Consider the following 12,116-nt stretch of genomic DNA (forward strand, 5'->3'; position numbering starts at 1 on the left):
GATCTCTGCCCGGCACGGTGGCCGACGCGCCCGGCGCCCCCGCCCCCGGCCGGCCGCGGCCGTCCGCCGACCCCGGCGCACCATCGGCCGACGCCTCCGCAAGGCCGCAGGCCACCGGGACACAGGCCACCGGGCCGCAGATCGCCGGGATGCAGGCCACCGGGCCGCAGATCACCGGGACACAGGCCACCGGGCCGCAGATCACCGGGACACAGGCCACCGGGCCGCAGGCCACCGGGCCGCAGATCACCGGGACACAGGCCACCGGGCCGCAGGCCACCGGGCCGCAGATCACCGGGACACAGGCCACCGGGCCGCAGGCCACCGGGCCGCAGATCGCCGGGACGCAGGCCGCCGGGCCGCAGGCCACCGGGACACAGGCCACCGGGACACAGGCCGTCGCCGCCCCGGCCCGCATCGGCCCTGCCGAGGCGGCGGGCACGCCGCCGCCCGCGCACCGGCCCCCGCACACCCCGCTCTCCGCCTGCCCCGCCGGCGCACCGCACCCCGCCGACCTGCTGCCCCGCGCCCCGCGCGGGTTCCACGGGCGCGGGGCCGAGCTGACCGCGCTCTCCCGGGCGGCGGCCGGTGAGGCCCCCGTCTGCCTGGTCACGGGTCCGGCCGGGGTGGGCAAGACCGCGCTGGCCCTGCACTGGGCGCGCCGGTCCCCCGCGGCCTTCCCGGACGGGCGGCTCTTCGCCGATCTGCGCGGGTTCGGCGACACCGCCGAGCCGACCCCGCTCGAAGTGCTGCGCGAGTTCCTGCTCGCGCTCGGCGTCGCGCCCCGCCGGGTGCCGGAGACCGTGGCCGGGGCGGCCGCCCTGTTCCGCTCGCTGACCGACCGGCTGAGCCTCCTCGTCATCCTCGACAACGCCCGCGACTCCGCCCAGGTCAGGCCGCTGCTGCCGGGCGGCGCGGACTGCGTCACGCTGATCACCAGCAGGCACCGGCTCGGAGGGCTCATCGCATCGGACGCCGCCGTCCCGGTCCCGGTGGACATACTGGAACCGCCGGACGGCACCGCGCTGCTGGCCGGGGTGCTCGGCGAGGAACGGGTCCTCGCCGAACCGGTGGCGGCCCGGCGGCTCGCCGAGCTCTGCGGCGGACTGCCGCTCGCCCTGCGGGTCACGGCGGCCCGGCTCGCGGGCCGCCCGCAGTGGACGCTGGCCGGGATGGCCGGCGAACTCGCCGACGAGCGCAGCCGGCTCTCCTACCTGGACGTGGAGGACACCGGGGTATCCGCCGCCCTGCGGCTCACCGTGCAGCAGCTCCCGCCGGACGCCGTCCACCACTTCACCCGGCTCGGCCATCACCCGGGCAGCCACTTCGACCCGTACACCGCCGCCGCGCTCGCCGGCAGCGACCCGGTCACCGCGGGGGCCGCGCTGGAACGGCTCGCCGCCGCCCACCTGGTCACGGAGACGGGCCCCGGGCGCTGGGTGCTGCACGACCTGGTGCGGCTGTACGCGCGCGGGCTGGACCCGGCGGCCGGGCCGGACGCGCTCCTCGGCGTGCTCGACCACTACATCGCCACCGCGCTCGCCGCCGCCGACACGGCCGAACCGGGCGGCGAGCCCTGCTTTGTACTGCCCGAGGACTACCGGAAACCGGCCGCGACGCGGGACTTCACCGACCGGGCCGCGGCCATGAGCTGGCTGGCGGCCGAGCGCGAGGACCTGGCCCTGGCCGCCGCGGCCGCCCGCGCCGCCGGTTTCGACGACCGGGCGTGGCGGATCATCCTGCTCCAGTGGCCGCACGTGGTGTGGCGGGCGCGGGACGGCTGGGCGCCGATGCTGGAACTGGCCCTCGCGGCGGCCGTCGCCCGCGAGGACCCGTACGCCGAGTCCCGGGTCCGCAACCTGCTGGGCTGGGTGCTGTCGGAGGAGGGCCGGACCAACGAGGCCATCGCCCTGCTGGAGCCGTCGCCCGGGCTCGCCCGGCAGGCGGGGGACCGGCTCGGCGAGGCGACCGCGCTGATCAACCTGGCCATCGTGCACGCCGAGCAGGGCGGCCTCGACCTGGCGATGGAGGGCTGCGCACAGGCCCTGGACCTGGCCCGCGAGGAGGCCGACGCCCACACCGAGATGCTCGCCCTCCAGCACCTGGCCCGGATGCAGCTCGCGGCCGGCCGCCCGCAGGACGCCCTGGACTCCGCCCGCACCGCCTTCGACCTCGGCCCCGAGCACGAGGAGGCGGCGCGCCGGGTGCTGCTGCTGACGGTCAGCGGCGAGGCCCGCCTCGCCCTCGGCGCGGAGGACGAGGGCATACGGCTCCTGGACCGGGCGGCCACCGAGGCGGAGCAGGCCGGATACGACGAGGGCGCGGTGCGGGCCCTGGAGGCACTGCTGCGGGTGACGGCGGCCACGGACTACGTACGGCGCCGCGAGGCGGCGGTCCGCCGCCTCGCCGACGACGGCTGAGGCGGGCGGGGCGGGGGCGGGAAGCCCGCCGGCCGCTCTTCGCCCGCGCCTGGCGGCCTCTCAGCCCTGCGTGTCCGCGTCCTCGTCCATGCCTGCGAGGACCAGCGGCAGCCGGGTGGCCCCGCCGGGTGCGACGCGGACGGGGACGCCCCAGTCCTGCTGGTGGACGTGGCAGGCCGGGTACTCGTTGGCCGGGTCGTCGTCGCAGGACGCGGCCATCGCGGAGACGTGCAGGACGCCCTCGGTGACGCCGTCGGCGAGGACCAGGTCGCGGAAGAGGTCGGTGCCCGCCCCTTCGCCCTCGGCCAGCAGCTCGGGCGGGGTCGAGGAGACCAGCAGCCGGGTCGAGGGCCCGTAGCGGGTGTCCAGCTTCTGACCGGCCGGTGCCTGGAAGACGACGTCGAGCCGGAGGGCGCCGGGCGCGACCTCGGTGGCCGCCCGCTGGGTGCGGTGGGCCTGCTCGGCGACGCGCACCGCCTCCTCGGGCAGCCGCAGCCGGGTCAGCCGGTGCCGTGCGGACTCCACGACCACGAGGTCGCCGTCCACCAGCACGGCGTCGCTGGGCTCGCGCAGGTCCGTGGCCAGGGTGCTGACCTCGCCGCTCGCGGGGTCGTAGCGGCGCAGGGCGTGGTTGTAGGTGTCGCAGACGGCGACCGACCCGTCGGGCAGCGCGGTGACGCCCAGCGGGTGCTGGAGCAGGGCCTGCGCGGCGGCCCCGTCGCGGTGGCCGAAGTCGAAGAGCCCGCTGCCGACGGCGGTGTGCACGGCGCCCTCGCGGTCGACATAGCGCAGGGCGGACGTCTCCGAGTCGGCGACCCACAGCCGCTCATCGGTCGCCGCCAGCCCGGACGGCTGGGCGAACCACGCCTCCGCGCCCGGCCCGTCGACCAGGCCCTCGTTGGTGGTCCCGGCCGCGACCCGGACGGTGCCGTCCTCGGGGTCGTACGTCCACAGCTGGTGGACGCCGGCCATGGCGATCCAGAGCCGGCCGTCGAACCAGGCGACGTCCCACGGCGAGGAGAGGTCCACCTCACGGGCCGGGCCGCTGGCGGGTGCCCCCTGCCACCACTGGCGGCCGGTGCCGGCGAGGGTGGTGGTCGCCCCGGTCGTCAGGTCGAGCGCGCGGATGGCGTGGTTGACGGTGTCGGCGACGGCGATCCGCCCGTCGGGCAGCGGCGCGAGCCCCTGCGGTTCGCTGAACGCGGCCTCGTCGGGCCCGCCGTCCGCGAACCCGCGCTCGCCGGTTCCGAAGTGCCGGCGCACGCTCTCGCCGTCCGCGTCCAGCTCGACCAGCCGGTGCCGGGTGGTGTCGGAGACCAGGAAGCCGCCGTCCGCGAGGAGCAGGGCCTTGCCGGGGAACCGCAGATGCGTGGCCACCGGCTCCGGCGCCACGTACGGCCCGTCCCCGCGCCGCAGGGTGCCCTTGCCCGCGTGCTCCGCCTCCAGCTCCTCGACCAGCTTCTCGATGGCGTGGGCGTGCCCCTCACCGGCGTGCTGGGCGACGACATAGCCCTCGGGGTCGATGACGACGAGCGTGGGCCAGGCGCGTACGGCGTACTGCTTCCAGGTGGCGAGCTCCGGGTCGTCGAGCACCGGGTGGTGGACCCCGTACCGCTCGACGGCGTCCACGACGGCCTGGTGCTCCGCCTCGTGGACGAACTTCGGCGAGTGCACGCCGATGATCACGACGGTGTCGCGGTGCTTCTCCTCCAGCTCGCGCAGCTCGTCCAGGACATGCAGGCAGTTCACACAGCAGAAGGTCCAGAAGTCCAGGATCACGATGCGGCCTCGCAGGTCAGCGAGGGTGTACTGCCGGTCGCCTGTATTGAGCCAGCCGCCCTTGCCGATGAGTTCGGGGGCCCTGACGCGCGCACGTGTTGCCATGGGAACAGTCAACATCACCGTGGCGTCCCCGCATTCCACAGGTCCCTCGGGGAACCTGTGGGACATGAGACTTCTCGTGCGTGAGCGGATTTTCGGCATCGGCGACGACTACTGGATCGAGGACGCGGACGGCCGCAAGGTCTTCCTGGTCGACGGCAAGGCCATGCGGGTGCGCGACACCTTCGAGCTGAAGGACGCACAGGGCCGGGTCGTCGTGGAGATCCGGCAGAAGCTGATCAGCCTGCGCGACACGATGCTGATCGAGCGGGACGGTGAGCAGCTCGCCAAGGTCAAGCGGAAGCGGCTGTCGCTGCTGCGCAACCACTACCGAGTGACCCTGGCGGACGGCACCGAGCTGGACGTCAGCGGCAAGATCCTGGACCGCGAGTTCGCGGTGGACTACGAGGGGGAGCTGCTGGCGCAGATCTCCCGCCGCTGGCTGACCGTCCGCGACACCTACGGGATCGACATCGTGCGGGAGGACGCCGATCCGTCGCTCCTGATCGCGGTGGCGGTGTGCGTGATCGTGCTGGCGGAGAAGGAGCACGAGGACTGAGCGCGCGGGGCACGCCCGAAGGGTCTCTGTTTCACGTGAAACAGAGACCCTTCGCGTCGAGGTCCTTCTCAGATCTTCGGCGCGGCCAGCCCCAGCCGCCGGTCCTTGAGGGCCGGGAACTGCTCCCGGGTCGCGGCGGCCTTGGCCGGGTCGAACTCCACGGTCAGCACCTCCTCGTCCGCGCCCGCCTCGGCGAGCACCTCGCCCCAGGGGTCCACGACGACGCTGTGCCCGGCCTGTTGCATACCGGCGTGGGTGCCGGCGGAGCCGACGGCCAGGACGTACGCCTGGTTCTCGACGGCCCGGGCGCGGGCGAGCAGGCTCCAGTGGGCGCGCCGGCGCTCCGGCCAGCCGGCCGCGACGACCAGCGTCTCGGCCCCCGCGTCGACCAGGCCCCGGAACAGCTCAGGGAAGCGGAGGTCGTAGCAGGTGGCGAGGCCGAGGGTGGTCTGCGGGAGGGTGACGGTCACCAGTTCCTCACCGGCACCCATCATGACCGCCTCGCCCCGGTCGAAGCCGAAGCGGTGGATCTTCCGGTAGGCGGCGGCCCGTTCGCCCTCGGGCGTGAAGACGAGCGTGGTGTTGTAGAGGGTGCCGTCACCGGCCCGTTCCACGAAGGAGCCGGCGTGCAGCCAGACTCCGGCATCGGCGGCGGCCTCGGCCATGACCGCGTGCGTCGGGCCCGTCAGGGGTTCGGCCTCGTCCTCGAACGACTTGTACGCGAAGGCGCCGACCGGCCACAGCTCGGGGAGCACCACCAGATCCGCGCCCCGCTGCGCCACGACCAGGGAAGCGGCGCGTTCCCTGCGGGAATCGACGGGTTCGTCCGGGTCTACTGCGATCTGGATGAGGGAGGCGCGCACACTACCACCGTCCTGGCATTCAAGCCGTCAACACGGGCCTACGATCGTCACACGAAAGCACTGCCGGGGTGCCTGCTCGCAGCGTAACTTAGCCATCGAAGCCCATCGCCGCTCACAGCCCGCAGCCCGACCGTCCGCGCCCAGTTCTCCAGCCCATGCACCGCAGAACCGCACGAGGGGTCCCGTGACCGTCCATCCCAGCCTCCAGACCTACGCCGATGCCTGGACCCACTCCATCGAGTCGATAGCCGAGCTGGTGAGCCCGCTCACCGAGGGCGAGTGGAACGGCCGTACACCCTGCCCCAACTGGTCGGTGCGCGACATCGTCTCGCACATCATCGGCATGGAGTGCGAACAGCTCGGCGACCCGCGCCCGATCCACACGCTGCCGCGCGATCTCTTCCATGTGCAGAGCGACTTCGCCCGCTACATGGAGATGCAGGTCGACGTCAGGCGCCACCACACCGGACCGGAGATGACCTCCGAGCTGGAGTACACGATCATCCGCAGGTCCCGTCAGCTGCGCAACGAGACGCGTGACCCGGAGACCATGACGCGGGCCCCGCTGGGTGCCGAACAGACCCTGGAGACGGCGCTGCGGTTGCGCGCATTCGACGTCTGGGTCCACGAGCAGGACCTGCGTACGGCGCTGGGCAAGCCCGGCAACCTGGACTCCCCCGGCGCCGTGGTCGCCCGGGACAGCCTGCTGCTGGGGCTGCCGAAGGTGGTGGCCAAGAGTGCGGGCGCCCCGCCCAACTCGGCGGTGGTGGTGGATGTGCACGGCCCGGTGGAGTTCCTGCGCACGGTACGGGTGGACGCCGAGGGCCGCGGTTCGGTGGACGGCTCTCCGTCGCTCGGCCCGGCCGCGACGCTGTCGATGGACTGGGAGACGTACGTCCGGCTGGCCTGCGGGCGGGTGCGGCCGGGTGCGGTCGCGGACCGGGTCAAGACCGAGGGCGACCAGGACCTGGCGGCCGCCATCCTCCAGCACTTCGCGGTCACCCCGTAGAACGGAGCCGTACGCGGCAACAGCGGCGCCCGCCCCCGCGGAGGGGGACGGGCGCGCCGCCGTTTCGGGGGTGATCCGGGCGGGTCAGGCAGGGACGTGCACGGCCTCCACGCGGCTGATCACGTGGTGTTCCCGCTCCCGGTGCGCGGCCTTCGCGCGCAGCCGCAGGATCTGGGCGACCCCCAGCGCCTCCAGGACGAAGACGGAGGCGAACGCGACGCGGTAGTTGTCGCCGGTCGCGTCCAGCAGCACACCGACGGCCAGCAGCGTGGTCATCGAGGCGATGAAGCCGCCCATGTTGACGATGCCGGACGCGGTGCCCTGGCGCTCGGGCGGGTTGGCCGGGCGGGAGAAGTCGAAGCCGATCATCGAGGCGGGCCCGCAGGCGCCGAGCACCACGCACAGGACGATCAGCAGCCACATCGGCGCGTGGTCCCCGGGGTGGAAGATGGCCGACGCCCACAGCGCGGCCGTCATGCCGACCGTGCCCAGTGCGAGGGGGACGCGGGCCGCGTGGTGGCGGGCGATGACCTGCCCGTAGACGAGCCCGACCGCCATGTTGGAGAGCACCACCAGGGTCAGCAACTCTCCGGCGGTGCCCCGGCTCAGCCCTTGGTCCTCGACCAGGAACGGCATGCCCCACAGCAGCAGGAACACCATGGCCGGGAACTGCGTCGTGAAGTGCACCCACATCCCGAGCCGGGTGCCGGGCTCCCGCCAGGCGGCCGCGATCTGCTTGCGTACGTACGCCCCGCCGGCGTGCTGGGCGGGCGGCGGCTCGTGGCCCTCGGGGTGGTCCTTCAGGAAGAGCAGGAGCAGCACCAGCACCACGACCCCGGCCAGCGAGCTGCCGACGAACGTGGTGGTCCAGCCGAAGCCGTGCAGGGCGCGGGCGATGACCAGCGTCGAGACGAGGTTGCCCGCCATGCCGAAGAGGGCGGCGACCTGCCCGATGAGCGGGCCGCGCCGGGCGGGGAACCAGCGCGTGCCCAGCCGCAGCACGCTGATGAACGTCATCGCGTCGCCGCAGCCCAGCAGCGCGCGGGAGGCGAGCGCGGTGCCGTACGAGGGGGAGAGCGCGAAGCCGAGCTGGCCGAGGGTGAACAGGACGGCCCCGAGGGCGAGGACCTTCTTGGTGCCGAGCCGGTCGACCATCAGGCCGACGGGTATCTGCATGCCCGCGTAGACCAGGAGCTGGAGGATGGAGAAGGTGGAGAGCGCCGAGGCGTTGACGTCGAACCGGTCGGCGGCGTCGAGTCCGGCGACGCCGAGGCTGGTGCGGAAGATGATGGCGACGAAGTAGACGGCGACGCCGATGCCCCAGACCCGGGCGGCACGCCGGCCGCCGGGCGGGTCACCGGGCAGGGGCAGGGTGGGTGCGGCGGCGGAACTCACCGGTCCTCACCCCGGACCAGCACCTTGACCCGGCTGACGTGGCGGCGCACGACCTGCGCGGCGCCTTCCGCGTCACCGGCTCTGATCGCCTCCAGCAGCTCGCTGTGCTCCGCGATGTTGGCGGCGATCCTGCCGGGGTGCGCCTCCATGACGGCGACCCCCATCCGCAACTGGCGGTCGCGCAGCTGGTCGTAGAGCCGGGACAGGATCTCGTTGCCCGCGTGGCGGACGATCTCGGCGTGGAAGCAGCGGTCCTTCACGGAGACGGCGGCCAGATCGCCCGCCTCGGAGCACTGCCGCTGCTCCTCCAGGAGCCCTTCGAGACGGCTGATGAGCTGCGGGGAGGCGGGCACGGCCTTGCGCGCGGCGAACTCCTCGACCAGCAGCCGGGTCTCCACCACGTCCGCGATCTCCTGGGCGGAGACGGCGAGGACCAGGGCGCCCTTCTTGGGGTAGAGCTTGATCAGCCCTTCGACCTCAAGCCGCAGCAGCGCCTCGCGCACCGGCGTGCGCGAGACCCCCACGGCCTCCGCGAGGCCGCCTTCGGTCAGCAGCGTGCCGCCTTCGTAACGGCGGTCGAGGACCGCGTCCTTGACGTGGGCGTAGACGCGCTCGGCGGCCGGGGGCCGCTTCACGGGCGGGTGTGCGGGGGCGGGGGACGCGGAGGGAGCGGGGGCAGGCATGCACACAGCATAGATACAACATGCACGCAAGCGTCCACCCGTCCACGATGTGGGCCGGTACGGGGCCGCCCGAGCCTTCGTCGGGGCGGAGTCCGGCCCTCAGCCGATCCGGACGCTCGCGCCCGGGGTCAGCCGGTGATAGCGGGCCGGGACGCCGGGACCCCGCTCGCCGAGGAAGCCTTCGACCATCGTGGCGCCGATGTCGTTGAGGGCGCCGTCGTGCACGGCGTAGGCATCCCGCGGGGCGACCTCGCGCACATAGTCGATCAGATCGCCGACGGTGGACCACGGGGCGTGCACGGGCAGCAGCAACGTGTCGACGGGACCGTCGGGGACGGTCAGGGCGTCGCCGGGGTGGAAGAGGGCGTCGTCCACCAGGAAACCGATGTTGGGTATGCGCGGAACATCGGGGTGGATGACCGCATGCCAGGCGCCGTGCACGCGAACGTCGAAGCCGGCGACGGTGAAGGCATCCCCGTCCCCCGTAGCGGTGACCTGCGTGCCAAGGCCGTCCAGTCGCTTGGCGACCGCGGGGTTGGTCCAGATGCGCAGCCCCGGGCGCGCCGCGGCCGCCCGGCGCAGCGTCTCCTCCGAGAAATGGTCGAAGTGCTCGTGCGTGACGAGCACCGCGTCGGCGCCTTCCAGCGCCGCCGGGTCACTCAGACCACCCGGGTCGATGACCAGGCGGCGCCCGTCCTTCTCAAGCCGCACACACGCATGACCGAACTTGGTGAGCTCCACGACCGGCACGTCCTTCCGTCTCCGCTGACACTCATTTGTTTAGCCGAACTGTACAACCAAACTGTACAATCCAAACTGTATAATCCAAACTGTACAACTAGATTTTGCGACTCCGGATAAGATGCCCCCATGGACGAAGACGCGCTGGCCGAGGAGCTGCGGCAGTCGCTCGGTGAGCTGGTCCGGGCGGTACGAGCCGTGGACGCCATGCCTCCCGGCGAGGCCGCCATCCTCGGTTACCTCGACCGCGACGGCCCGTTGACCACGGCCGACCTCGCTCGCCTGCGCCGCGTCACACACCAGTCGGCCGCCAAGTCGGTCAAAGATCTCTCCGCGGCCGGCCTGGTCCGCGGCGAGCGGCACCCCGACGACGGCCGCAAGCTCCTGCTGCACCTCACCGGCGCCGGCCTCTCCCGCCTCCGGCGTGAACGCACGCGCCGTACCGGCGCCCTGGGCGCCGCCGTCCGCGAGACCTTCACCCCCGAGGAACAGCTGCGACTGAGCGAGTCCGTCGCCCTGCTGTCCCGCCTGACGGCCCACCTCACCGGAGACCGCCCGCCCCGCGGAGCACCGTCGCCGATCGAGCCCCAGCCGCGGAAGAGGTGACGCCGCGGGCGCGGTGACAGGCCGGCGAACCGGTCCCGGTCAGTACGCCTGGAGCGAGTCCCGCCCGACCGAGTCAACAACCCTGCGGGTCAATACACCTACGCCGGCGAGGTGTCGTCCCCCACCAGCCGCAGCACGGGGCGCTGGGGTGCGAACTCGCCCAGGCCGAGCGCGGCCTCGCGCCAGTGCGCGGCCAGTTCGAGCAGGCGCTCGTCGTCCTGCCGGTAGGCGGGCGGCGGCACGTCCGGCACGGTCCGCCACAGGATCGTCGCGGCGAACCTGACCGCGTGCAGGGCTGCCGTCGTATGCGCCTCGACCCCGTCCTCGCCCAACTGCCGCAGCACCTCCAGGCGCTCGGCGAGGGCGAGAAGCTCGCCGTACGCCCTGACGGACTCCTGCGCACGCACGACATCGTCCACGGTTACCTCCGGCCTCTGGGGCGCTCGGCGCACCTGTCGCTGCGGTACGTCGGGCCGGCTCGCCGATCCCCGTGCCGGACCTCCCGCACAGGGCCTCGGATGTGACGCCGATGGTAGCCCCTGGCCACCGCGCCCGATCGCCGCGCGCACGCCGCGACCCCGCCCCCGGCGCCCGGATGTCGTAAAAAATCACCCCCTCGTGGACCACAACCAACGGGCGGGGTCATGCGTCTTATCAGCGCAGCGGCACCCTCATGTGGCCGCATTCCAGGGGCATTTGGAGCGTTTAAGTTGAAACTCGGCATTAAGGGCATAAGGCGCGCTTCCGCAACCGCCACGGTGGCCCTCACGACGGGCGCCCTCCTCGCGGGTGGCGCGTTCGCCTCCACGGCGCAGGCCGCCGCGCCGAAGGCGCCCTCGATCGTCGCCAAGGGCGGCTTCGTGATGAACAACGGCACCGGAAAGACGCTGTTCACCAAGGCCGCGGACACCCGCCGCTCCACCGGTTCCACCACGAAGATCATGACCGCCCGGGTGGTGCTGGCCCAGAAGGGTCTGAACCTGGACTCCAAGGTCACGATCCAGAAGGCGTACAGCGACTACATCGTCTCCAAGGGCGCTTCCTCGGCCCGCCTGATCGTCGGTGACAAGGTCACCGTCCGGCAGCTCCTGTACGGCCTGATGCTGCCCTCGGGCTGCGACGCCGCGTACGCGCTGGCCGACAAGTTCGGCTCCGGCTCGACGCGCGCGGCGCGGGTGAAGTCGTTCATCGGCAAGATGAACAGCACCGCCAAGACGCTCGGCCTGAAGAACACGCACTTCGACTCGTTCGACGGCATAGGGAACGGGTCCAACTACTCGACCCCGCGCGACCTGACGAAGCTCGCGAGCAGCGCGATGAAGTACTCCACGTTCCGCACGGTCGTGAAGGCGAAGTCGACGAAGCAGAAGGTCACGACGAAGACCGGCGGCTACCGCTACATGTCGTGGACCAACACCAACAAGCTGCTCGGCACGTACAGCGGCGCGATCGGTGTGAAGACGGGCTCCGGCCCGGCGGCCAAGTACTGCCTGGTCTTCGCCGCGACCCGCAAGGGCAAGACGGTGATCGGTACGGTCCTGACGTCCACCTCGGAGGCGACCCGCACGGCGGACGCCAAGAAGCTGATGGACTACGGCTTCAAGAAGTAACCCGTCGGCCGGTCCGGTTGTACGAAGAGGGGGCCCCGCACGCCACGGCGTGCGGGGCCCCCTCTGCTCTGGGAACCTGCCCTTCCGACCCATCGTTCCGCTCCCCCTGACCCCAGCCCTCTTCGCAGTCTTTGCGATCACAACGACCTCATCGGCTGGGCTCCTTGAGGGGCAGAGAAAACCGGTGGAACCGCACCACGCCCCCGGCTACCTTGCTGCCGGGCCATGCCGTCCGTGCACGCCCGCCGCCTCTGCCGTCCGGGAAAGGGCGTTCCGTTGTACATCGCGTGAGACCTCCCCACTGCTGATCTGTCGCGCGTCGCGCCCGCTGTGCGCCGCGCTGCTTCCT

11 protein-coding genes are annotated in these 12,116 nt (G+C 72.6%); 5 read left to right on the forward strand and 6 right to left on the reverse strand.

Annotated features, from left to right (window positions below):
* Positions 1–2,420, forward strand: a 2,420-nt coding sequence (locus E6R18_RS17635) for a tetratricopeptide repeat protein (RefSeq protein WP_240799771.1), incomplete at its 5' end; no start/stop codon positions are given.
* Between the two features lie 60 nt (positions 2,421–2,480).
* Here E6R18_RS17635 and E6R18_RS17640 read toward each other — a convergent pair.
* Positions 2,481–4,304 (reverse strand): NHL domain-containing thioredoxin family protein, encoded by a 1,824-nt coding sequence (locus E6R18_RS17640; protein WP_136317856.1) that lies wholly within the window; start codon positions 4,302–4,304, stop codon positions 2,481–2,483.
* Positions 4,305–4,368: 64 nt separating this feature from the next.
* Between E6R18_RS17640 and E6R18_RS17645 the strand changes: the two genes are divergently transcribed.
* The gene (locus E6R18_RS17645) at positions 4,369–4,860 is read left to right on the forward strand and encodes an LURP-one-related family protein (protein WP_136317857.1); all 492 of its coding nucleotides are present in this window, start codon (positions 4,369–4,371) and stop codon (positions 4,858–4,860) included.
* A gap of 68 nt (positions 4,861–4,928) precedes the next feature.
* Here the strand turns inward: E6R18_RS17645 and E6R18_RS17650 are convergent, their stop codons facing one another.
* On the reverse strand, positions 4,929–5,723 hold the full coding sequence (locus E6R18_RS17650; RefSeq protein WP_136317858.1) for a carbon-nitrogen family hydrolase: 795 nt from the start codon (positions 5,721–5,723) through the stop codon (positions 4,929–4,931).
* Positions 5,724–5,907: 184 nt separating this feature from the next.
* Between E6R18_RS17650 and E6R18_RS17655 the strand changes: the two genes are divergently transcribed.
* Complete coding sequence (locus E6R18_RS17655; protein ID WP_136317859.1) at positions 5,908–6,732, forward strand: maleylpyruvate isomerase family mycothiol-dependent enzyme; 825 nt, start codon at positions 5,908–5,910, stop codon at positions 6,730–6,732.
* An 84-nt stretch (positions 6,733–6,816) separates the two neighbouring features.
* Here E6R18_RS17655 and E6R18_RS17660 read toward each other — a convergent pair whose 3' ends face one another.
* The 3 genes from E6R18_RS17660 to E6R18_RS17670 all read right to left on the reverse strand — a co-directional run bounded on the left by E6R18_RS17660 (position 6,817) and on the right by E6R18_RS17670 (position 9,551).
* The gene (locus E6R18_RS17660; protein ID WP_136317860.1) at positions 6,817–8,127 is read right to left on the reverse strand and encodes an MFS transporter; all 1,311 of its coding nucleotides are present in this window, start codon (positions 8,125–8,127) and stop codon (positions 6,817–6,819) included.
* Positions 8,124–8,810, reverse strand: a complete 687-nt coding sequence (locus E6R18_RS17665) for a GntR family transcriptional regulator (protein ID WP_136317861.1) — start codon at positions 8,808–8,810, stop codon at positions 8,124–8,126. Before E6R18_RS17665 ends, E6R18_RS17660 begins: the two co-directional genes overlap by 4 nt.
* Positions 8,811–8,909: 99 nt before the next feature.
* Positions 8,910–9,551 carry an MBL fold metallo-hydrolase gene (locus E6R18_RS17670; protein WP_168712387.1) on the reverse strand — a complete coding sequence of 214 codons (642 nt, stop codon included), beginning with the start codon at positions 9,549–9,551 and terminating at the stop codon, positions 8,910–8,912.
* A 129-nt stretch (positions 9,552–9,680) separates the two neighbouring features.
* Between E6R18_RS17670 and E6R18_RS17675 the strand changes: the two genes are divergently transcribed.
* Positions 9,681–10,157 carry a helix-turn-helix domain-containing protein gene (locus E6R18_RS17675; RefSeq protein ID WP_136317863.1) on the forward strand — a complete coding sequence of 159 codons (477 nt, stop codon included), beginning with the start codon at positions 9,681–9,683 and terminating at the stop codon, positions 10,155–10,157.
* A 98-nt stretch (positions 10,158–10,255) separates the two neighbouring features.
* Here the strand turns inward: E6R18_RS17675 and E6R18_RS17680 are convergent, their stop codons facing one another.
* On the reverse strand, positions 10,256–10,576 hold the full coding sequence (locus tag E6R18_RS17680) for a hypothetical protein (RefSeq protein ID WP_136317864.1): 321 nt from the start codon (positions 10,574–10,576) through the stop codon (positions 10,256–10,258).
* A 291-nt stretch (positions 10,577–10,867) separates the two neighbouring features.
* Here E6R18_RS17680 and E6R18_RS17685 point away from each other — a divergent pair, with 291 nt between their 5' ends.
* On the forward strand, positions 10,868–11,767 hold the full coding sequence (locus tag E6R18_RS17685) for a D-alanyl-D-alanine carboxypeptidase (RefSeq protein ID WP_206308311.1): 900 nt from the start codon (positions 10,868–10,870) through the stop codon (positions 11,765–11,767).
* The last annotated feature ends 349 nt before the right edge of the window (positions 11,768–12,116 follow it).

Origin of the sequence: Streptomyces sp. A1277 (assembly GCF_004795015.1) — a bacterium.
Taxonomy (GTDB): domain Bacteria; phylum Actinomycetota; class Actinomycetes; order Streptomycetales; family Streptomycetaceae; genus Streptomyces.

Coding starts and splice junctions, on each gene's coding strand:
- E6R18_RS17640 (WP_136317856.1), bottom strand. CDS start 4,304: ATGGCAACACGTGCGCGCGTCAGGGCCCCCGAACTCATCGGCAAGGGC.
- E6R18_RS17645 (WP_136317857.1), top strand. CDS start 4,369: ATGAGACTTCTCGTGCGTGAGCGGATTTTCGGCATCGGCGACGACTAC.
- E6R18_RS17665 (WP_136317861.1), bottom strand. CDS start 8,810: ATGCCTGCCCCCGCTCCCTCCGCGTCCCCCGCCCCCGCACACCCGCCC.
- E6R18_RS17675 (WP_136317863.1), top strand. CDS start 9,681: ATGGACGAAGACGCGCTGGCCGAGGAGCTGCGGCAGTCGCTCGGTGAG.